Here is a 22667-nt window from a genome sequence, read left to right on the forward strand (position 1 = left end):
TGAGTGGATGTTGAACAGAAAATCAAGGTTGAATGTCCGGAATGTCTGTTGTGTTGTTCAGAATAAGCACAACCAATAAGAAAGTACATCCAAACATAATAATGAATAAAATTAATACAAAAACGTAAGTTTGCAAAGCCAAAATGAACATTTGTTATTACAAAAAGAATTTCAGAACATAAAAACTAGCTTTTTCTCAAGTGGATATATCAAAAAAATCATGATAACAATTATTTGAACTGGAAAGGGTGATGTTATGATAATAGAAGAACGGAAATTACCGGTGAAGATATTAACGTTAGAAGCGCTTTTGCGGAGGCTACCTGATAATCATCATGCACGGCTACAAATTGAAGAAGAATATGGAATAATGATGGCAGGATATAAGGGCGAAAAGGCAGTAGATTTTTATTTAAAAGAAATTCCTAAAGAAAACTATCATGTCATGACCGGTCTAAGAATTTACGAAGGGGAAAGTTTCTTTCAGATGGATAATCTAATAATCACCCCTAAATATTTATTAATTATAGAGGTGAAAAACTTAGCTGGTATCTTGTTTTTTGATCATCAATACCAACAGTTAATTCGGACACTTAATGGGGTAGAAGAGGTATTTGATTATCCTATTGTACAAACAAATAGGCAACGGAAGAAATTGAGTAATTGGTTAGTGGAAAATAAGTTTCGTCCCGTACCTATAGAAACATTAGTTGTAATTAGTAACAAGAAAGCCATAATAAAATCTTCTATATACCTTGAGGAAGTGATTAGAAGCCCGAGTCTCCCTATTAGAATTGATAATTTGGAATCAAAGTATAAAACGAAACTCTTCACTGAGAATGAGATGAAAAAATTAAAAAAATTACTCTTAAAGAAGCATGTTGAAGAAAAATTAGATTATATGACAAGGTTTAGCATGGAGCAAACTGACTTAATAGTAGGACCGCATTGCCCAATTTGTTATAGTTTAGAAATAACGAAGCAGCCAAAAGGATGGATATGTAAAAATGAATGTAACTTTACCTTAGTGCAGTTATTAAAGAGTTCGTTACTAGATTTCCGATATCTGTTTTCTAGTACGATTACCAATAATCAGTTTAGATATTTTATGAGAATTAAATCGAAATCGACATCTAATCACATGATCCGTTCACTAGGCCTAAAACCCAATGGCGCACAAAAAAACCGCACCTACCACATCCCCTACTAACTTCGGTCTACCCTTTTTCCTCTTTTTATTAAATATCCAACGACCATAATAAAAAATATAATTAATATCACTTGCCCAACCCAATTCCACTCGAGCACATAGTAAACAGAGGTAGCTTCGATTAACAAGGCGGGAATTTTCCCTATTGAACTTGCAAGGGCAAAGGAAACTAAACTCATACTACTTAGTGAACCAGCTAACGTCACCAAACCGGATGGTGCAAAAGGGAACAGGCGAAAGGCTACGATTAAATAAAAGGCTTCCCAGCCGCTAGTATTCTGTAGCTTCCTTAAAGGTTTGTAACGATCAAGTATATTTGGTGCAAAAGTTTTTACCCCCATGCGGTATAAATAAAAGCTTACAATCGCCCCGACAGATTCGCCTAGAAATGAGATAACCGTGCCTTGCCAAAAGCCGAAAAACGTAATGTTAGCGGCTGTTAGAAAAACACTCGGAATGATCGCTAAAATACTAATTAAGATATTGATGATAATACTAATAATAATTGCTAACGCTCCAGCGGATTGAAGCCATTCCAAAACTATATCTTGAGCCATTAATGGAACCTCCACAAAATATTCAAACATTTTCACTTTACATACCATATAGGGGTATGTTAATCTATAATTGACAGGGGGTCAAGTGATGGAAAACCTTACTGATAAAAGTATACAGGATTCATGTTGTCATACGAAATCTGATGTTAGAAAAAGTCATCATTCTGAAGAGGATAAAAAAAATCTTACATCTCGTTTAAATAGGATTGAAGGCCAAGTGCGTGGAGTAAAAAGGCTAATTGAAGAGGATACTTACTGTGATGACGTATTAACACAGATCGCGGCTATTCAATCTGCGCTAAATAGTGTTGGTAAATTGCTATTAGAAGGGCATATGAAGTCTTGTATTGTCGAACGTATTCAAGAAGGCGACACAGAAGTAGTCGATGAATTATTAGTTACCGTAAAACGATTAATGAAATAAAAGGAGAGATAAAGATGGAACAAGTAACGTTAAATGTTGGCGGAATGTCATGTGGTCATTGCGTAAAAGCAGTAGAAGGTAGCGTTGGAACATTAGATGGAGTTCAAACAGTTCAAGTTGATTTATCAGCTGGTAAAGTGACAGTGGACTTTGATGGCTCCAAAGTTTCAGTTAATAAAATTAAAGAAGTAATCGATGAAGAAGGTTACGATGTAGAGTAATAGATACTACGTGCTGACATAAGGGCACGTTTTCTTTTCATATAAATATACCCCCGTGTGGTATAGGAGGGATCCGCAATGAGTTCTAACTCAAAAGAAGTAACGATGCAGATAACTGGAATGACGTGTGCTGCATGTTCAACGAGAATAGAAAAAGTGTTAAATAAAATGGACGGTGTCGAGCAAGCTAACGTGAACCTTGCGGTGGAAACGGCAAAAGTTCAATTTGACGCTAAAAAAATTACAGTTGCCAATTTAGAAAGTCGTGTAGAAAAGCTAGGGTACGGAGTTATTTCCGAAAAAGCGGAGTTCGATATTACAGGAATGACGTGTGCAGCGTGTTCTAGTCGTATAGAAAGAGTTCTAAGCAAAATGGAAGGTATCCATAGCGCGAATGTTAACTTAGCGTTAGAAACTGGAACAGTCGAATTTAATCCAGCCGAACTTAGCGTGGCCGACATTATTGCTCGAATTGAAAAAGCTGGCTACGGTGCCATGGAAAAGGTAGAAAATGAAAAAGAACGGGTTGACTTTCGACAAAAAGAATTAGAAAAGCAAACAGGGAAATTTATTTTTTCCGCGATTTTAACTCTTCCCCTACTATGGGCGATGGTTAGTCACTTTTCGTTTACTTCGTTTATTTACTTGCCAGAAATGTTTATGAATCCGTGGGTTCAATTAGCTCTTGCAACTCCAGTGCAATTTTACATCGGGTGGCAATTTTACGTAGGAGCGTACAAATCACTCCGAAATAAAAGTGCCAATATGGATGTGCTCGTTGCACTAGGTACGTCCGCGGCTTATTTCTATAGCATTTATTTAGGAATTGAAGCAATTGGCACAAATGCTCATATGGTGGACTTGTACTTTGAGACGAGTGCCGTTATTATAACGCTTATTATTTTAGGGAAACTTTTTGAAACGAGGGCAAAAGGCCGTTCATCGGAAGCGATAAAAAAATTAATGGGCCTTCAAGCAAAAACGGCTACAGTTGTACGTGATGGAGTGGAACAGGAAATTCCGTTAGAAAAAGTAATGGTGGGCGATATTCTTTATGTAAAGCCTGGAGAGAAAATTCCTGTCGATGGGGAAATTATCGAAGGCCGTTCCGCTGTTGATGAATCGATGTTAACGGGAGAAAGTTTACCAATCGATAAAACAGTAGGTGACCCTGTTATCGGTGCAACCATTAATAAAAATGGTTTCTTAAAAATGAAAGCAACAAAGGTTGGACGTGAAACAGCCTTAGCTCAAATTATTAAAGTTGTAGAACAAGCGCAAGGATCGAAAGCGCCAATTCAACGTTTAGCGGACAAAATTTCTGGTATTTTTGTACCTATCGTTGTAATCATTGCGATTTTAACATTTGTTATTTGGTATGTAGTTGTAGATCCAGGGAATTTCGGGGGAGCGCTCGTAAAATTAATTGCTGTCCTTGTTATCGCATGTCCATGTGCTCTTGGGCTAGCAACACCTACTTCCATAATGGCGGGTTCGGGTCGTGCTGCAGAACTAGGAGTTCTCTTTAAAGGTGGAGAGCATTTAGAACAAACACATCATATCGACACAGTTGTTTTAGACAAAACTGGAACGGTAACGAATGGAACACCAACACTTACCGATGTTTTGTTTGTAAACGAGGAAAAAGAACAAGAAATACTAGCTTTAATAGGAAGTGCAGAAAAACAATCAGAGCATCCGTTAGCTGAAGCAATTGTAGAAGGTATTCAACAAAAGGGGATTACGGTTGTGGACCCAACTGCATTTGAAGCGATACCCGGCTACGGTATTGAAGCTATTGTTGAAGAGCGAAAAGTATTAATTGGTACAAGAAAACTGATGAATAAGTATGAAGTGACTATTGAAAAAAGCACATTAACTAAAATGGAAGAGCTCGAAAACGTTGGGAAAACAGCCATGCTCATTGCAGTTGACAATGAGTTCGTTGGAATTGTTGCAGTTGCCGATACAGTAAAAGAAACTTCGGCTGAAGCAATTAAGCGTCTGAAAGCTTTAAATATAGAGGTTATTATGATAACTGGAGACAATGAACGTACGGCAAAAGCAATTGCTGCAGAAGTAGGGATAGATCGTGTCATAGCAGAAGTGTTACCGGAAGGAAAAGCGAAGGAGATTGAAAAACTGCAAGGAGAAGGAAAAAAGGTTGCGATGGTTGGGGACGGTATAAACGACGCGCCGGCTTTAGCAACAGCTAATATTGGGATGGCAATTGGTACTGGTACAGACGTAGCAATGGAAGCAGCTGATATTACGTTAATGCGTGGCGATCTAAATAGTATTGCAGACGCGATTATTATGAGTAAAAAAACAATTAGAAACATTCGTCAAAATTTATTTTGGGCATTCGCTTATAATTCGATGGGGATACCGATTGCAGCGATAGGCTTATTAGCCCCTTGGGTAGCTGGAGCCGCGATGGCATTTAGTTCTGTATCTGTCGTATTAAATGCGTTACGTCTTCAAAAAGTGAAACTGTAAAGGATGATTCTTTTGAAAAAATGGGTAATAGCAGCAGTTGCGTATTTAGCAGTTGTCATTGGTGCTTACTATATTGTAGGAGCTTTTGTAGATAATGAACCAGTTGATCATGCAAGTGAACATGACGCAGAGAAACAAACTCCAGAGCAACACGCTCATGATGAGGAAGAAAACAGTGACGACCATGCGCACCACGACCATGGCGATTCACCCTCACATAGCGAGAACGAAGTATTTCCAAACATCGAATCACAGGATGATAAGTTAGTAGTAACATTGCTAGATGAAGAGAATAATCCGGTAGATGATTTGAAAATGAACCATGAAAAATATATGCATTTAATCGTCGTAAGTGAGGATATGGAGACATTTTTACACCTTCATCCTGAGCGGATAGCTCCTGGTGTGTTTGAAGCAGACCATTTGCTCAGTGAGGGGATGTATAAAGTATACGTTGATATTGTCCCTACTAATTTAGCATATGAGATTGAGCCACTGTCACTGATGATGGGAGATCATGCTCACCATGAACATGGCCCCGATCTAACGGCAGAACAAAATTGGACGAAAACGACAAATGGATACGAGGTAACGTTAACTAGCCCGTCCTTTTCTGTTCAAGGGGATGTACTATTGCAATTTGAGATTGATGGCGGGGAGCCAGAACAGTATTTAGGAGCATTAGGTCATGTTGTAATTATTGATGAAAGCATGGAGCAGTTCATCCATGTTCATCCAACAAATGATGTGAATCCGACATTTAATGCTCACTTTACGGAGGCTGGGCTATATAAATTGTGGGCAGAATTCAAATTAGATGGAAAAGTATACGATTTTCCTTTCGTAATCGAAATCACGGAATAAAGGGGACGGCATAGCTTGGAAGAAAAAAATGTGAAATTAGCGATAAACGGTGGAATAGGCTTTGGGGCAAAATTAACGCCGAAACAACTGATGTTAATTGCTTCTTATATGGATGAAAATGATGAATTAGAGCTCACAACATTTCAACAGCTATATATCGATATTCCCGAGGAGAAAATGGATGAAATAGTAGCAGAGTTCGAGCGTGTAGGTTTATCTGTTTATCCGGTCGGTAATTTCGTGAAAAGCTTACGGACGTGTAATTTCTGTAAAGGGGCAGAAGAAGAGGGAATGCCTGTTGCAATCGAATTAAATAAAAGAATCGCTGGAAAACCTGTTCCTTTTACACTTCGACCTGCCTACACAGGCTGTCCAGTCGCTTGCGGTGAACCATTAGTCAATGACATAGGTGTAATAAAAATGAAGGAACATTACGATCTTTATGTTGGTGGAAAAGCAAAAGGGAAAGATGCTATGACTGGTGTGATATTTGCTGAAAAATTAGAAGAACAGAAGCTTTACGAAATAGTAGAAAAGTTAATTAATATATATGCGGAAAATGGTAAGAAACGCGAACCGTTTACGAAATTTGTTCATCGGTTCGGGCTAGATAATTTAAAAGAACATGCAATGTAAGTCGGTGGTGGGAATCTTAGTGATTCCTGCCGTTTTTATTGCAGTCGAGCTGTTACGTCCTCTAAAACACCTTCATTTTTTATTCGAATATTTACACACCTGAAAACCCTATCTCTATTTTCTAAATAAGCTGTAACGTTTTCCAAGAGGTAACGTCTAACGAGGTAAGAAAGATACGTGTAGGAGGTATGGAGCGTGAACAAAAAGGCGATTATCTTTTCGTTATTAGTAGCACTCGTCGTAACCATTTTTGGCTATATTTATTATTACAGTAAGCCGTATGTTGTAAATGGCTATGGAAATGGTCCGTTAATTGTATTATCGAATAAAAAGTTTGTGTTTAATGTCTCAGAAGAGATTGACGAACAATCATTAACGGACGAGACGATATTTGTTACAAATAAAAATGGCGAACGGGTTCCTATAACTGTTGATAGTACCAGTAACACAATAAGTATTTTGCCACCTTCTAACGGATATGACATCGATATGGGACCATACAAACTAAAGCTTAGTAATAAAATAAAATCGATAAATGGGGAAAAAATTCGATCAGGTTTAGAAGTAGTTTTCGACGCGAAAGAGAATTTACCGTCTGTTACATCAAAGAAGGAACTCAATCAACTATTTTCCCAACGTCTAAAAGAGTTGCAAAAGGAAACAAAAAGCTTCTTTGGCTGGGCGCGTGGTGAAACCTTTACTTCATCAGACGAAGCAATGGACAGCAGCGATAGTGGAATGGCGATGAGTGGCGCAGAGGCGGAATACTCCGAAACTAACATACAAGTTACTGGTGTCGATGAAGCGGATATCGTGAAAACGGATGGAAGCTATATTTACCAAGTGATAGATAATAGATTAACCATCACCAAAGCACAACCGGTTGAAAATGTTGAAAAGGTCGCGGAAGTACGTTATCAAAACTTTTCCCCGTTCCAACTTTATGTTGATGGAAATAGGTTAGTAGTAATCGGAAACGACTGGAAATCATATGCAGGAAACAATGCTCGAGGGGGGATGGCGATACTTCCTATTTATGAATCTGCAAAGGTAATAATTTATGACATTACGAATAAAGAAGAGCCAGTTGAATTGCGAGCAGTCTCATTAGAGGGGCATTATTTAACATCGAGAAAAATAGATGACTACGTGTATTTAATTACAAATTTATATCCGAATATATGGGAGTTAAGTGAAAATAGTGAAATAGATTTACGGCCAAGATATATGGACACTATCTCAGGGGCAGATACGAAAATTTCACAACCAGAGTACGAAGATATTTATTATATTCCAGAGTCGAATGAAAATAACTTTATGAATATAATAGCAATAAACATTAAGGATTCAACAGAAGAAATTTCTACCGTGTCGTATTTGGGAAGTGGTCAAGAGCTATACATGAACAGAGAGCACCTTTATACGACCGTTCCAACGTATAATGTGGAAGATTCTTTTTATGGGACAATGCATACTGATATTTATAAGTTTTCTATTAACGGTCCAAATATTGAGTTTGTCAATACTGGAACAGTTGATGGGCGACTCTTAAATCAGTTTTCAATGGATGAACATAATGGCTATTTCCGAGTAGCAACGACGAAAGGGGATGCTTGGGATGAGCGCTCTCCATCCTCTAATAATCTATTTATCCTAGATGATCAACTAAATATTATAAGTACGGTGGAGGATTTAGCTAGAGGGGAAAGAATATACTCCGCACGCTTTATGGGAGATAAAGGATATATCGTAACCTTTAAAGAAGTAGATCCACTATTTGTGTTCGATTTGAGTGATCCTTATGGGCCAAAAGTGTTAGGAGAGTTGAAAATTCCAGGATTCAGTAATTATCTTCATCCGTACGATGAAAATCATTTAATTGGTTTTGGTCATCATACACGTTTAGAAAAGGGAGAAATAGGTGTTCAGCCGCGAGTTGTGCAAGATGGTGTGAAAATATCATTATTTGATGTTAGTGATCCGACTAATCCGACAGAGAAATTTTCTGAAATTGTAGGCAATGAATTTTCTTATTCTCCTCTAAATCACGACCATAAAGCATTGTTGTTCAACAAAGAAAAAGATATTTTTGCCTTTCCGATTACAACATACAACGAAAGGGGACTTTTACAGTTCCAAGGGGCACTTGTATATGGAATTGATCCGAAAAAAGGATTTACGCTTCATGATGAAATTACACATGCTGAAAAAACGAACAGTTACGAATCGTGGGAGGATGGTATTTTGAGGGTGCTCTATATTAACGATTATTTGTACGCTGTTTCGCCTAATAAAATATCGACACATAAAATAAGCTGGTAGTTTCAAATAATTGAAGTTGCAAAAAAGGTTGCCTTTTTCGTACGGGGCAACCTTTTTTGGCGTAGTAATTAAGAAATTATATAGAGCGTTATATCCACTATATCAAAAAAGAAACACACTCAACTCGCATCGTCTAAAGCTCGAGAGTTGAATGTGTTTCTAATAAGAACGCGTTAATTTAGTGGCGGTCTTGGGTTGTCACTGCTAGACCAGCCTTCGTAAAGACCGATATCATCAAAGGCACTTAAAAATGCATTATATTCGTCACTGCCTTCCCCATATAGATCGGTAGCAGATTGAAGAATTGCTTCGCGAAACTCAGCGAATGAAGCATCGTAATGCAAATAATCATACGCACGGTACCAAGTGTCTGCTACAACCTCTCTACCCATTCCATATTCTTCAGAAACTAAATACGCAGAATGTTGTAAAATAGTACAGTTAATGTGTACCCCACCGTTATCCATATTAGCAGGAAGGTAATAGTACTCATCCATATGTGCTGGATAACGTCCTTCTCCATCGATACTATAAGCCCAATATTGAGCACCAACTTTGAATTTACCAGGTTCTTCGCTGCTACGTAAGGCTGTACGGCCATCAGCGATCCAATCCGATCCCATAATATCTTCACCAACATCCCAACTACGGTCATCCACGATGCTTGCAAACGTATCAGAATATGCTTCGTTAATAGCTCCTGTTTCAAAGCGGTAACGTAAGCCACCGTTATAGTGAGTAATTCCATGTACCATCTCATGTGCAGTAACATCGAGAGAGGCTAGTGGGATAAATTGTCTACCGTCACCGTCACCGTACGTCATCATTGCAATACCATTACTCCAGAACGCGTTGTTGTATGCTCTTCCGTAATGAACACGAGAGCGAATGGCCATTCCGTTATCGTCTAACGAGTTACGTCCATGATTGTTTAAGAAATAATCATAAACAATTTTAGAGTTTGCGTGAGCATCAACAGCCGGACCTTGTCCAACCGCTTCCCAAGAACTACTGTCACCAGCGTATAAAACATCTTTCCATGACGCATCCTTGTTAGAATATAACCAAATTTGATTGCTAGTGTTTCTCATATTATAAGTAAAAATACCATCCATTCCGGGTACTCTTGTATCCGCTAAGTAGAAAGTAGATCCTTCACCGCTTGTTGGAATATTTCCGTGAGATAGATCTAAATTTTTCGTTACACCAGTTGTACCTAAACCAGAGCCACCTGCTGGTTTTAGACGACTAGCCCTTTCAATTGCTCTTGGGTTCGGTCCGTGATTAGATTCTTCCGATTCAACTGAAGCAAATTCTAAAATATCACTAAAAAACCCTAACCCATACATAGCATTGTAGCTATCGATGATTTCTCCTGTATGAGCATCTACATATACGTTCCAGTTCCCTTGTTCTTCGTTGTAATATTCTAAGTTAATTTTGTAAGCTAAGCGGGAGTTATTTTCAACTGGATAAATAACAAGCTCCGACTGTTCGATATCTACCTCTTCAGGTGCGTTTACTTCTTCTTTTGCCATTTGTAAAGCGGCAGACTCTTCAATTCCAGGTGTAGTATTAATATGTAACTCGTCTATTTTCGTATTAAATGTCCCATTTACTGATACAATCTCGTTTTCTTCATTGAAATGTACATTTAATTGATGGTGTTCAACTGGGATGCCGTTTTTTGTTTGTTGAAATCTAATATGTGTCATGCCAAGTTCATCTGTATTGGTACGAATTTCTGTTAAATCAGTAGTAGGGTTATTCATTTGGAAAAAATGTTTATGTTTGTTTAAAAACTTTTTTGCATTTTGAGCATCGGCCCTATTATGTTTTTCAGAAAGTAACCCAGTAACGAATGATGGGGGGCCCTTTTGATCATTTACTTTAACAACCTTAACGTCGCCTTTATTTAATGTTTTGAATTCAGATAGGGAATCGCCTGCTGCAAACGATGACCCACTAGAGAAAAAAAGATTACCTAGTAAAACGAATACTGCGAATATTGCTATCAACTTTCTCAAAAAACATCCCTCTTTCCTATTTTATTTAGTTAGTCGAAAATACCGGAACCTGAATGATACTTTGACTAACTTGAGCGTAAAAGAATGGAAAGGAAATATCAACAGAAGATTCTGTCAATTGGTGCGATGTAAATAAACGCATGAAAAAAATTTTTCATACGTTAGTCCGATGAAAAATAATTAGTTAGTCTATTTGGCAGATTGAATAGTTAAAAAAGAAAAGTTTTTTAACTGAAAAATAGGGAAATAGGGACAACGTGAAAGATACGAGGATGAAGCCATTTTAAAAAAATTGTCGACCATTTAGTACGATAGTCTTCTGTTAAGTGTATTTGTGCAAAATATGAACATTTACCTGTATCGATTGTAGGGAAAAATTTATAAAGAATAGTTGTTCATTCACGTTTTAATCAGTATAATTCACCTGTTGAAGTAACTTCCTTTAACGAAACGAGCCTACGAGGCATACTATGAAACAAATGGTATGGAAAATAGGCTGATGACACATTTAGACATTATATTTCCCAGGAAAAGAAAATTTGTCGATTAGTGGACGGACTAAATAAAAGGTTGACGTTTCGAACAATTGTTAGAAAGTGCTATAATAAAACGATACTAGTGTGATGAATAATTTGAGTAGATAATATATTTATGTAGGGGGAGCCTTATGAAAACAACGCTTCATTTATTATATGGTGGAAAATCAGCAGAGCATAAAGTATCTTTGCAAACTGCATTAGCGGTAACGAAAGCATTAAATAAAGATAAATTTAATGTTTTCCCGTTATTTATAACAGAAGAAGGCCAATGGGTACGCGGGAAACAACTGACAGGGGAAGTAGAAAGTGTAGCACAATTGCAACTAACTGATAAAGGCACTTCCATTGCTCCATTAGCATTAACAGAGGTTAATGAACAAACAGACGACAAACCTGTCATTTTCCCTCTGCTACATGGTCCAAATGGAGAAGACGGTACGGTGCAAGGAATGTTAGAACTATTAAATTTACCTTATGTCGGTAACGGAGTCTTAGCTTCATCAGCTGGAATGGATAAAGTAATAATGAAGCAACTTTTTGCTCAAGCTGGTTTACCACAAGTCGGATATGTACATTTCCTCCGTTCTGAATGGGAGAAAAATGACGAATTAGCTTATAAAAAAGTGGAAGAGGAGTTAGGTTATCCTGTATTCGTAAAGCCTGCTAACTTAGGTTCTAGTGTTGGGATTAATAAGGCAAAAAACCGCGAAGAACTCGCTTCTGCTTTTAAAGAAGCTTTTGATTTTGACCGAAAAATTATTGTCGAGCAGGGCTTAGAAAATGCAAGAGAAATTGAAATAGGTGTGTTAGGAAATGACGAGCCTCAATGTTCTGTTTTAGGTGAAATTGTTCCGAAAAAAGAATTTTATGACTATAAAGCGAAGTATGAAGACGGAAATACAGCAATGATCATCCCTGCTGAAGTGGATGAGCAAACGTATGAAAGTGTTAAAGAAATGGCGATCAAAGCTTTTAAAGCAATCGATGCCTCAGGGCTAGTACGCGCCGACTTCTTCTTAACAAGAGATGGTGAGTTATACATTAATGAAGTAAATACGATGCCAGGCTTTACTCCATATAGTATGTTTCCTTTATTATGGCAACACACTGGGGTTGCTTACCCAGAATTAATTGAAAGACTCGTGCAACTAGCAAAAGATAGACATGATGAAAAACAAAAAATCAAGTTTACATTTTGATTGTAGGGTAGGGGGAGGACGAATCGTTCTCCCTTGTTTATACGTTAACAGTTATAAAAAAACATAGAGATTAAAGGAGGTATTACAATGATTAAACGCACATTATCTCAAGTTGCAATGATGGCTAACGGCAGTCTAGTAGACGCTCAATTTAAGGATGTTGTAATACACGGAGTGACAAAAGATACGAGAGAAGATTTAACAAATAGTTTATACATACCAATCGTCGGTGAAAATTTTAACGGGCATCAATTTGTAGAACAGGCGATAAAGGAAAAAGGAGCTGCAGCATCTCTCTGGCAAAAAAGTGAGCCAAACCCACCGACTAAAATACCACTCATATTAGTAGAAGATACAGTAGAAGCTCTTCAGCAAATGGCTAGAGTGTATCGCGATGAACTACAGTTAACCGTAATAGGTATAACAGGAAGCAATGGGAAGACAACGACGAAAGATATTGTTACATCTTTATTAAAAACAACGTTTCGAGTACATAAAACAGCGGGTAATTATAATAACCATATAGGTCTTCCGTTAACGTTACTTTCTATGCAGGAAGATACAGAGGTTGCTGTGTTAGAAATGGGTATGAGTGATTTTGGAGAGATTGAACTGTTATCTGAAATTGCAAAACCAGATGCGGCTATCATAACAAACATTGGAGAATCACATCTGCAGGAATTAGGTAGTCGAGAGGGAATAGCAAAAGCGAAATTAGAAATCGCGGTAGGGCTAAAGGAAAAAGGGATTTTAGTTATTAATGGGGATGAGCCGTTATTGACGGAAAACGTATCGTCCATGCCTTTTGAAATAATTACATTCGGTATGAAGGAAAAAAATGATTATAAAACAACTATCGAAGAAATTAGTAAAGATAATACAAGGTTTTCTGTAAACGGATTGACGTATACTATTCCTGTTTTAGGTCAACACAATGTAATGAATGCTGTTGCTTCCATTGCAGTTGCCCATCATCTGAATGTAAGTCATCAAAGTATAATGGAAGGTTTAGAAAATGTTTCTATTACAGGCATGCGTAATGAAGTGGTGCATGGGAAAAATAAAGTAACACTAATAAATGATGCTTATAACGCAAGTCCTACGTCGATGAAGGCGGCTATTGACCTTTTAGCTAGCCTAAAAGGGTTTAACAGAAAAATTGCTGTATTAGCTGACATGCTGGAGCTAGGGGAAGACGAAAAACAATTTCATTACGATACAGGTGCACATGTAAGCGGAAAAGATATTGATTATGTTTTTACGTTTGGACCGTTAGGAACGGATATTGCGGCAGGTGCTAAAAGTGCTATGAAGAAATCGAATGTCACTGCTTTTCAATCGAAAGAGGAACTAATTAGTTTTTTAAATGGTTTTGTCCAGCCTGGTGATATCGTTTTAGTTAAAGGCTCTCGCGGAATGAAACTAGAAGAAGTAGTTCAAAGCTTATCCTAATAAAAATATGCGAGAATAAATGAATATAGAAGGGCTAACAAAGCTAAAACTATTGACGGAAGCATAACATCAATCGTTCATTAACTGGAAGGTTAAATTTGTGGAATCAATTCTTTATTGTCTTGTTTAATAAAGAGTAAAAACATAAATTATGATGATAAGGAAAGTAATCGTGAAGACTGTATTGAATAATTGGTCTTATTGCAATTGTGTAACAGTAGTGTTATGATTACAGAATGTGTTTTTCACATTTCTATTTATAACCAATAACCTTCGCCCGTAATGAATAGATTAATTTGTATAGATAGGAGTAGGAATAATTTGGCTTTATTTAAAGATTTAGGTTTATCAGAACAATTGATGAAATCAGTTGAAAGAATGGGGTTTGAGGAAGCAACTCCAATTCAAGGTGAAACAATTCCGATTGCGCTTCAAGGAAAAGATGTAATAGGTCAAGCGCAAACAGGAACAGGTAAGACGATTGCGTTCGGTTTACCGTTAATTGAGAAAATTGATGTTAATGACAACAACATTCAAGGGATCGTTATCGCTCCAACTAGAGAATTAGCAATTCAAGTTGCAGAAGAATTATATAAAGCGAGCTACCATAAGCGAGCTCGTGTTTTATCGGTATTTGGAGGACAAGATATTAATCGCCAAATCCGTTCTTTAAAGAAATTCCCACATATTGTTGTCGGAACTCCAGGTCGTGTTTTAGACCATATTAATAGAAAAACAATCCGTTTACAAAATGTGCATACAGTTGTACTTGATGAAGCAGATGAAATGTTAAACATGGGCTTTATTGAGGATATTGAGAAAATTTTAGCGCAAGTTCCTGCCGAGCACCAAACACTTCTTTTCTCAGCAACAATGCCTCCGCAAATTAGAGCAATCGCTGAACGCTTTATGACTGAACCGGTAAATGTAAAAGTTAAAGCGAAAGAAGTAACAATGCCTAATATCCAACAATATTACATTGAAACTCATGAGAAGAAGAAGTTTGATGTGTTAACTCGTCTTTTAGATATTCAATCACCTGAATTAGCGATTGTTTTCGGTCGTACAAAACGTCGTGTTGACGAATTAGCGGAAGCGTTAAATGTACGTGGATATGCAGCAGAAGGTATTCATGGAGATTTAACCCAAGCGAAACGTATGAGTGTACTTCGTAAATTTAAAGAAGGTACTGTTGAAGTTCTTGTTGCGACAGACGTTGCAGCGCGTGGTCTAGATATTTCTGGCGTAACACACGTATATAATTTCGACCTACCACAAGATCCTGAAAGCTATGTTCACAGAATTGGTCGTACTGGCCGTGCAGGAAAAAGTGGTCTAGCAATTTCATTCGCAACGCCTCGCGAAATGAGTTACTTAAACCATGTAGAAAAAGTAACGAAGCGTAAAATGGAAAAAATGAAAGCTCCTACTCTTGATGAAGCATTAGAAGGTAAGCAAAAAGTTTCCATGGAGAAGTTAACAGCTGCGATTGAAGGGGATAACCTTAACTACTATCGTAATGCTGCAGAACAACTTCTTGAAGAGCATGATTCTGTATCAATAATTTGTGCAGCATTAAAGGTATTAACGAATGAACCAGATCAAACTCCGGTTAAATTAACGGAAGAATCACCGGTTTACCGTAAAGACTCTAGGGATAACCGTTCTCGTGGCGGAAGCGGTGGAAAAGGTAAAAACAATAATTGGTCTAAACGTCCAAGTAACAATAAACCTTCAGGTAACAAACGTCAAGGTGGCGGCTATAAACGCTCTCGTAAAGAGCGCGTCTAAAGAGGAAACTGTTCTCTATTATAGAGAACAGTTTTTTTTATACTTATGATAAAAGGAAATAGTTTTTATTAGCTTTTTAAAGGGAATATTATTGAAGAATGTACTAGGGAAAAGGAGTTAATATAATGACTATTGTAAAGCTTGGATATGTAGCGATGAGTGTCACGGTAGCAAATGCTTCTCCGTCTAAAACGATGACGTTTAAGCAATTTCAAACATTAGCAGACCGTGAAGCAGCAATTGAGAAGTTAGAGCGTATCGCAATTGAAAATTTAGAAAACTGTTTACGTTTGTTGAAACATAATGTTGGTAATAATATACGTTTTTTTCGCTTTAGTTCAAAATTAATACCGCTTGCGAATCATGAAGAATTAGCAGATTGGAACTACATACAACCGCTAAAATCAAAATTAAAAGAGATAGGTGAATTTTTAAAAGCACATCCTATTCGTGTTGACTTTCATCCGGATCATTTTGTTTTATTAAACTCCACTAAAAAAGATATTATGAATCAAAGTATTAAAACACTTGCTATGCATAGAGCTTTGCTTAAAGGAATGGGAATTGACCCAACGCATCGTTGTGTTCTACATGTTGGTGGAGCCTACAACGACAAGGAACAAGCACTAGAACAATTTATTCATAATTGGTCGTTATTACCGCAACCTCTACAAGAAATGATTATGTTAGAAAACGATGATACAACTTTTCATATCCAAGATACATTATACCTTTGTGAAAAATTAAACATCCCGTTAGTATTCGATTACCACCATCACATAGCCAACCATGACAATGAGAATTGGGAAGAAGAATGGGAAAGAATTGTAAGTACATGGTCCCACTCTCCACTTCCAATAAAAATGCATATTTCTAGCCCTAAAGATGATAAAATGTTCCGAGCTCATTCCGACTATATTGATCCAGATATGTTTATGGATTTTTTAAATAAAATAAAGGGAAGTGTTCCGGAGATTGATTGTATGATAGAAGCGAAAATGAAGGACCACGCTCTCTTTCAATTAGTAAAAGATATAAAAAAATATCCAAACGTGGAAATGTTAGATGGAGCTTCATTTAGTATTGTTTAATAAAACCCTTCCAATTAATGAGAAAGTGTACTTTAATTAAAGTATAGTAGTAAATGTGGAAGGAGAGAGAAATATGAGACCTGAACCTACACAGAGAATTCATCGAAAAGCACTTACAGTGTGGAGAGTCATTGCATCACTACAGGCTGTATTTAATTTAGCTTTACTAGTTGGAGGAATATGGGCTGTTCGCTTTTTTAATTGGCCAACATGGATTATTTATATCGCCATCGCCATTTTTGTTATATCGTGTGTTATTAATATATGGATATTGCCGACATTAAAATGGAGGCGTTGGCGTTATGAAATACATGAACAAGAAATTGAATTGCAACATGGTATTATTGTTAAGAAACGAACGCTCATACCAATGGTCCGAGTACAACATGTTGATACGAATCAAGGTCCGTTTTTAAGATACTATAAATTAGCAACTGTACATATATCAACAGCCGCCAAAATGCATGAAATACCTGCATTAGGAGAAGAAGAGGCCGATCAAGTTCGCGATCGTATTTCAACGTTAGCGAGGGTGGCGGAAGATGATGTTTGAACGAAGACGAATGCATCCAGCCGCTACAGTAGTGTTGTTTATTAAACAATTAAAAGATTTAATTGTGCCGTTTATTTTCATTTTTATTTTTGGTGCTGCTGGTAATTCATTTAACCTTTTTTCGATTTTTTTCATGATTTTCGGTTTATTGGCGGCATTGTTAACTGGGGTGTTACAGTGGCTCCGTTATTATTACTGGGTGGAAAATGGTGAATTACGAACAGAGTACGGAATTTTTGTAAGAAAGCGTCGGTTTATTCCGATTGAAAGGATACAATCCATCGATACGTCTGCAGGAATCATTCAACGGTTATTCCGAATCGTTAAATTGCAAGTGGAAACTGCGGGCGGAGGACAAGAAGCTGATGTGATGATCTCGGCTGTAACAAAGGAAGAAGCAGAAGAGTTGCGTAACATTTTATTAGCGAAGAAAAAGGAAATAGTAGAGAATGCACCAAGTTTCGAAATAGATAGCAATGAAAAAGAAGTAGAAGAAAACATAGAAGTGCAAGAAGAAATCACACATACATATCGCATAACGTGGGGAGATTTACTAATAGTTGGTACAACATCTGGAGGTATCGGTGTTGTTTTATCTGGTGTGTTTGCGACTGCTACTCAATTAGAACAATTTATTCCTTATGAAAGGGTGTTTACCCAGTTTGGCGAATTTTTGCAAAGAAGCGTTGTTATTATTTCTATTTTCATTTTTCTAGTTTTGTTCATTTCATGGATTATTTCAATTGGAATGACAATGATAAAGTATGGAAATTTTACCGTTGTAAAGCGTGAAGATGAGATCGTTATATCAAGAGGAATAATAGAAAAAAGACAGATGACCATTCCGCTCGAAAGAATTCAAGCTATTCGGGTAACGCAAAACTTATTACGACAACCGCTTGGATTTGCTACCGTTTATGTGGAGAGTGCAGGGAGCTCTTCTGGACAAGAATCCGATCACTCTACTATTTTATTTCCGTTATTAAAGAATAAGGACGTAAGCAAATGGCTACATGACTTTGTTCCGGATTATAAGTTACAGGAGGATGTACATCCTTTACCTAAAATAGCACTTGTCCGTTATTTAGTTCGTCATGTCGTTCCTGCTATTGTTGTCAGTGGACTACTCGCTTATTTTATTCCACCATATGGATATTTTGCCCTGCTACTAATCCCGATAGCGGGCGTGTTAGCTTATTTTCGTTATAGGGATGGAGGTTGGAAGTTAGACGGAGACCTACTTCAACTATCGTTTAGAATCATTAACAAAAATAAAGTAATTTTAAAGAAAAAGCGAATACAGTCACTTGAGTGGCGAGAGTCTTTATTTCAACGTCGTCAAAATGTAGGAACGTTAGAAGCGGCAATTAAGTCAAGCTTCACGTTTAAAAACTTTAAAGTGATAGATGTAAAAGTAAAAGACGGAGCAAATGTGTATAAGTGGTACTCCTATAAAAAATAAAATGGATGAGGAATGTTCCTCATCCATTGTTTTTAGAATTGACTCAATATCCCTAAAATAACAAGAGCGATTAATATAATCCAAACGACATTTTGTGAACTGGAACCGCTTCTTCGTTGTGTCATGCCGCGGGGGAAAATATCTCGTAGCGAACGAGTATAGTTTCCACGACCAACGAAAATTGGCGATAAAGCAAAACCACTTAAGAAGCCAAAAAGATGAGCGGTACCATTAATATTCCGCATTCCACCACCTAATAAACTCATAACTAAGCTGACTCCGAGAATAACGATGACAATTTGTGCGTTCGAGGAGCTAATATGTTCTGGACGAAAAAACACCATATAAATATAAATTCCAAATAACGCAAAAATCGCGCCTGATGCTCCTAGGTGGACATACATAGAAGGTTTTAAAAGGAACGTAGCAATATTGGCAATGATTCCACCAGCAAAGTATAGGGCCAAGAATTTCACTTTCCCTAATATACGTTCCAATCCGGGACCAAACAGTATGAGAGAAATAGAATTAAATAAAAGATGTGTTAAAGAACCGTGTAAAAAAATAGGTGTTATTAATCTCCACCATTCTCCTTGTTCTACAGCAAAGTTAAAGCCTACAGTCGTTTGGTAAAAAAGGTTTGAAAATGGGAAAGGTAGAGCGATAAACAACCATAATACAATATGTATAACGGTTAAAGCGGTAATAATAGGATATAATCGAGTAAACGTACGAAAATTTTCGGTTCGAACAAACATGGAATCTCTCCTTTATATAAACGTAATTATATTTAATTGGACATCTCTATTATATATGAAAAAAAGGTGATCGTATGATAAAAGGAATCGGTATCGATATTATTGAACTTTCAAGAATTGAAAAATTGATGGAACGTCAACCATCGTTTATAAATAGAATACTTGCAGATGAAGAACGGACGCAATTCCATACATTAAAAGGAAAACGGAAACTTGAATTTTTAGCAGGTCGATTTGCGGCAAAAGAAGCCTTTTCTAAAGCGTATGGTACAGGAATTGGCAAACATTTAAGTTTTCATGATATTGTCATCGCTAATGAGCCGACAGGTAAACCATATATTCAAAAGCCTGTAGGAGAAAATATCCATCTTTCTATTTCTCATAGTGAACAATATGCAGTTGCACAAGTAATTATTGAAAGCTTGTCAAGCTAGTCTGCATATTCCTAAAACTCCGCTCATATACATGTTCTAGAAAGAGAGACAAGGTGTCACGTACGAGGTATCCAATTACTAGTTGACCTTTTAACTAGTAACATATATTCCTCTACAATTCTCACTTTTCTCAAATAGGTAAACATGTATAAGGCAAAGGAGATGAAGGAATTGAGGAAGATTTGGCTATTATTAGCAGTAAGTATTGTGTCAGTCCTAATTTTAGCAGGGTGTGGTACAAAGTCACAAGAAGATGTAACAGGAGCTCTAAAAGAAAAAGTTTCGGAGATGACAGGTTACAAAGCGAATGCAAAGATGACGTTGCAAACTGGTGCAGAACCTCAAGTTTACGAAGTGGAAATTTGGCATAAAAAACCAACATTTTATCGCGTGAACTTAAAAAACTCTGAAAAAGATCAAAACCAAATGATTATTCGTAACGATGAAGGAGTATTTGTATTAACTCCAGCGTTAAACAAAAGCTTCCGTTTTCAAAGCGATTGGCCGAAAAATAGCAGTCAAGCTTATTTATACGAATCGTTAGTTAATGATATTATTAATGATCCGGAAGCTACTTTTACGGCAACGGAAGATGGGTATGTATTTGAAACGAAAACGAATTATCAGAACAATAAATTGTTACCAATGCAAGAAATTACATTAGGGAAAGATTACACACCAGTTTCGGTAAAAGTGTTAGATCCGGACCGACGTGTATTAGTGCTTGTAGAATTCTCTGACGTAGAGTTTAACTCTAAATTTGACGATGACTCGTTTAATGTAGAGAAAAATATGACAAGCATGAGACTAGATGAAGAGCTTCCAACGATGGGTGCAGTAAATGAAGAAAGTAAATCATTCAGTGTATTTTATCCAGAAGATACTCCAGCTGGTACAGAGTTGAAAGACGAGCAAGAAATTGCTACAGAAACTGGAAAACGCGTCATTATGACGTATGAAGGAGATAAATCCTTTACATTAGTACAAGAAACAGCGTATGTAGCTCCTGTTAGTACAGTATCATTTATGAGTGGCGAGCCAGTAGATTTAGGCTTTACGGTCGGTGCGCTAACAGAAAATACGATAACTTGGACGCTTAACGGAGTAGACTACATGTTAGCCTCCAATGACCTATCAAAAGATGAGATGCTAATGGTAGCGCGATCTGTTCAAGGTCAAGTAATAAAATAAATGTTCATATTACAGGTCCATTATTGGGCCTGTTATTTTGTCTTATTTTATAATTTTTTGACTAATCTAACAATATTCAAAGTGACATTTTTGCCTATTTTAGATAAGATAAAAGGACAAAGTATACAGTATTAAAGGAAGTGCTTAAAGCCATGTCAAGTTTTCATCGAGACTCTTGGGTGGAAGTAGATTTAGATTGTATTTATAACAATGTACAGTCAATGAAAAGTTTTTTACCAGATGGGGTTAGTATTATTGCGGTCGTGAAGGCGAATGCTTATGGACATGGTGATGCTCAAGTCGCCAAAACAGCGTTAGATGCAGGTGCCACATATTTAGCGGTCGCTTTTATAGATGAAGCTCTGTCTTTAAGGCAGCAAGGGATAAAGGCACCAATACTTGTATTAGGTGCGTCTAGAGTGAAAGATATTAATATTGCCTTACAGGAAAATATAACTTTAACGGTTTTTCGAAAAGATTGGTTAGTCGAAGCAATTCAACAACTGAACGGCAAAAATCCATTAAAAATTCATTTAAAGCTTGATACAGGAATGGGGAGACTTGGTTTTACTTCCATGAGAGAGGTGGATGAAGTTTTACAACTAGTAGATGAAACCTCTTCGTTTGAATTAGAAGGAGTGTACACACATTTTGCAACTGCAGACGAATTAGATACTACTTATTTTGAACAACAATATACAACATTAACGGATATGATTGGTTTTATAAAAGAAAAAACATCCATTCGTATGATTCATTGTGGAAATAGTGCAACAGCACTTCGCTTTCCCGATAAAGTATTTAATGCCGTTCGATTAGGTATTGCTATGTATGGACTAACTCCTTCAAACGAAATGATACATCTACTTCCTTTTGAGCTGCAGGAAGCCTTTTCCCTTCAGTCAAAACTTGTGCATGTAAAAAAGTTAGCAGTCGGACAATCTGTTAGCTATGGAGCTACCTATACAGCGGAAGAGGAAGAGTGGATAGGTACAGTACCAATCGGTTATGCTGATGGCTGGTTAAGAAAATTACATGGTGCTCACGTATTAGTAGATGGAAAAAGAGTTCCAATCGTAGGTAGAATATGTATGGATCAATTAATGATTCGACTACCGCATGAACTTCCTATCGGTACTAGAGTAACCCTTATTGGCGCTCAAAAAGAAGAGAAAATTAGTAGCAATGATATTGCACGTTTATTAGATACAATAAATTACGAAATACCTTGTATGATAAGTTATCGAGTGCCACGTATTTTTCGGAGAAATAAGAGTATAATGGAAGTGAGAAATTATTTACTGGACAACTAATGTTAAAACATTCTTATGCATAAAACAGAAGTCGTTTGGTGGATAATAGAGAAGGAATGTAATTTTAGCTTTGCAATTATTTATAATAATGGTATTATGGTATTTGGAATAGTATTAATGGTCT

Annotated in this window: 19 protein-coding genes; 16 read left to right on the top strand and 3 right to left on the bottom strand. The window is 36.9% G+C overall.

Annotated features, from left to right (window positions below; genetic code table 11):
- Window positions 1–256: 256 nt before the first annotated feature.
- A complete protein-coding gene (locus O1A01_RS01195; RefSeq protein ID WP_066417730.1) occupies window positions 257–1210 on the top strand; it encodes a nuclease-related domain-containing protein in 954 nt (317 codons plus the stop codon).
- Here the strand turns inward: O1A01_RS01195 and O1A01_RS01200 are convergent.
- The gene (locus O1A01_RS01200; RefSeq protein WP_270065398.1) at window positions 1207–1767 is read right to left on the bottom strand and encodes a TVP38/TMEM64 family protein; all 561 of its coding nucleotides are present in this window, start codon (window positions 1765–1767) and stop codon (window positions 1207–1209) included. The two genes, O1A01_RS01195 and O1A01_RS01200, sit on opposite strands and share 4 nt — an antisense overlap.
- An 88-nt stretch (window positions 1768–1855) precedes the next feature.
- Here O1A01_RS01200 and O1A01_RS01205 point away from each other — a divergent pair, with 88 nt between their 5' ends.
- The 6 genes from O1A01_RS01205 to O1A01_RS01230 all read left to right on the top strand — a co-directional run bounded on the left by O1A01_RS01205 (window position 1856) and on the right by O1A01_RS01230 (window position 8733).
- A complete protein-coding gene (locus tag O1A01_RS01205; protein ID WP_270065399.1) occupies window positions 1856–2191 on the top strand; it encodes a metal-sensitive transcriptional regulator in 336 nt (111 codons plus the stop codon).
- A 14-nt stretch (window positions 2192–2205) separates the two neighbouring features.
- Window positions 2206–2412, top strand: coding sequence for a copper chaperone CopZ (gene copZ / locus O1A01_RS01210; RefSeq protein WP_066417736.1), 207 nt, complete (start codon window positions 2206–2208; stop codon window positions 2410–2412).
- A gap of 78 nt (window positions 2413–2490) precedes the next feature.
- Window positions 2491–4911: a heavy metal translocating P-type ATPase gene (locus tag O1A01_RS01215; RefSeq protein ID WP_270065400.1), complete on the top strand. Its 2421-nt coding sequence runs from the start codon at window positions 2491–2493 to the stop codon at window positions 4909–4911.
- Between the two features lie 12 nt (window positions 4912–4923).
- Window positions 4924–5775 (top strand): DUF8832 domain-containing protein, encoded by an 852-nt coding sequence (locus tag O1A01_RS01220; RefSeq protein ID WP_066417740.1) that lies wholly within the window; start codon window positions 4924–4926, stop codon window positions 5773–5775.
- Between the two features lie 15 nt (window positions 5776–5790).
- Window positions 5791–6411, top strand: a complete 621-nt coding sequence (locus O1A01_RS01225; RefSeq protein ID WP_066417746.1) for a nitrite reductase — start codon at window positions 5791–5793, stop codon at window positions 6409–6411.
- A gap of 195 nt (window positions 6412–6606) precedes the next feature.
- A complete protein-coding gene (locus O1A01_RS01230) occupies window positions 6607–8733 on the top strand; it encodes a beta-propeller domain-containing protein (protein ID WP_270065401.1) in 2127 nt (708 codons plus the stop codon).
- Between the two features lie 173 nt (window positions 8734–8906).
- Here the strand turns inward: O1A01_RS01230 and O1A01_RS01235 are convergent, their stop codons facing one another.
- A complete protein-coding gene (locus O1A01_RS01235) occupies window positions 8907–10760 on the bottom strand; it encodes a M4 family metallopeptidase (protein WP_270065402.1) in 1854 nt (617 codons plus the stop codon).
- 667 nt (window positions 10761–11427) lie between these two features.
- On the opposite strand from O1A01_RS01235, the gene O1A01_RS01240 reads away from it, so the two are divergent.
- The 6 genes from O1A01_RS01240 to O1A01_RS01265 all read left to right on the top strand — a co-directional run bounded on the left by O1A01_RS01240 (window position 11428) and on the right by O1A01_RS01265 (window position 18847).
- Window positions 11428–12498, top strand: a complete 1071-nt coding sequence (locus O1A01_RS01240) for a D-alanine--D-alanine ligase (RefSeq protein WP_066417749.1) — start codon at window positions 11428–11430, stop codon at window positions 12496–12498.
- A gap of 87 nt (window positions 12499–12585) precedes the next feature.
- A complete protein-coding gene (locus O1A01_RS01245; RefSeq protein WP_270065403.1) occupies window positions 12586–13950 on the top strand; it encodes a UDP-N-acetylmuramoyl-tripeptide--D-alanyl-D-alanine ligase in 1365 nt (454 codons plus the stop codon).
- Window positions 13951–14232: 282 nt separating this feature from the next.
- Window positions 14233–15741 (top strand): degradosome RNA helicase CshA, encoded by a 1509-nt coding sequence (locus O1A01_RS01250; protein WP_066417754.1) that lies wholly within the window; start codon window positions 14233–14235, stop codon window positions 15739–15741.
- A 125-nt stretch (window positions 15742–15866) separates the two neighbouring features.
- Complete coding sequence (gene uvsE, locus O1A01_RS01255) at window positions 15867–16832, top strand: UV DNA damage repair endonuclease UvsE (RefSeq protein WP_066417756.1); 966 nt, start codon at window positions 15867–15869, stop codon at window positions 16830–16832.
- A gap of 73 nt (window positions 16833–16905) precedes the next feature.
- Window positions 16906–17385: a PH domain-containing protein gene (locus O1A01_RS01260; protein ID WP_066417758.1), complete on the top strand. Its 480-nt coding sequence runs from the start codon at window positions 16906–16908 to the stop codon at window positions 17383–17385.
- Window positions 17375–18847 (top strand): PH domain-containing protein, encoded by a 1473-nt coding sequence (locus O1A01_RS01265; protein ID WP_066417761.1) that lies wholly within the window; start codon window positions 17375–17377, stop codon window positions 18845–18847. Before O1A01_RS01260 ends, O1A01_RS01265 begins: the two co-directional genes overlap by 11 nt.
- Before the next feature lie 32 nt (window positions 18848–18879).
- Here O1A01_RS01265 and O1A01_RS01270 read toward each other — a convergent pair whose 3' ends face one another.
- Complete coding sequence (locus tag O1A01_RS01270; RefSeq protein ID WP_270065404.1) at window positions 18880–19605, bottom strand: rhomboid family intramembrane serine protease; 726 nt, start codon at window positions 19603–19605, stop codon at window positions 18880–18882.
- A gap of 74 nt (window positions 19606–19679) precedes the next feature.
- Between O1A01_RS01270 and acpS the strand changes: the two genes are divergently transcribed.
- The 3 genes from acpS to alr all read left to right on the top strand — a co-directional run bounded on the left by acpS (window position 19680) and on the right by alr (window position 22543).
- Window positions 19680–20039, top strand: coding sequence for a holo-ACP synthase (gene acpS, locus O1A01_RS01275; protein ID WP_066417765.1), 360 nt, complete (start codon window positions 19680–19682; stop codon window positions 20037–20039).
- 162 nt (window positions 20040–20201) lie between these two features.
- On the top strand, window positions 20202–21230 hold the full coding sequence (locus O1A01_RS01280; protein WP_268874278.1) for a LolA family protein: 1029 nt from the start codon (window positions 20202–20204) through the stop codon (window positions 21228–21230).
- Between the two features lie 152 nt (window positions 21231–21382).
- Window positions 21383–22543 (top strand): alanine racemase, encoded by a 1161-nt coding sequence (gene alr, locus O1A01_RS01285; RefSeq protein WP_270065405.1) that lies wholly within the window; start codon window positions 21383–21385, stop codon window positions 22541–22543.
- Window positions 22544–22667: the final 124 nt, after the last annotated feature.

Origin of the sequence: Sutcliffiella sp. NC1 (genome assembly GCF_027594365.1) — a bacterium.
In the GTDB taxonomy this organism is placed as follows: Bacteria; Bacillota; Bacilli; order Bacillales; family Bacillaceae_I; genus Sutcliffiella; species Sutcliffiella cohnii.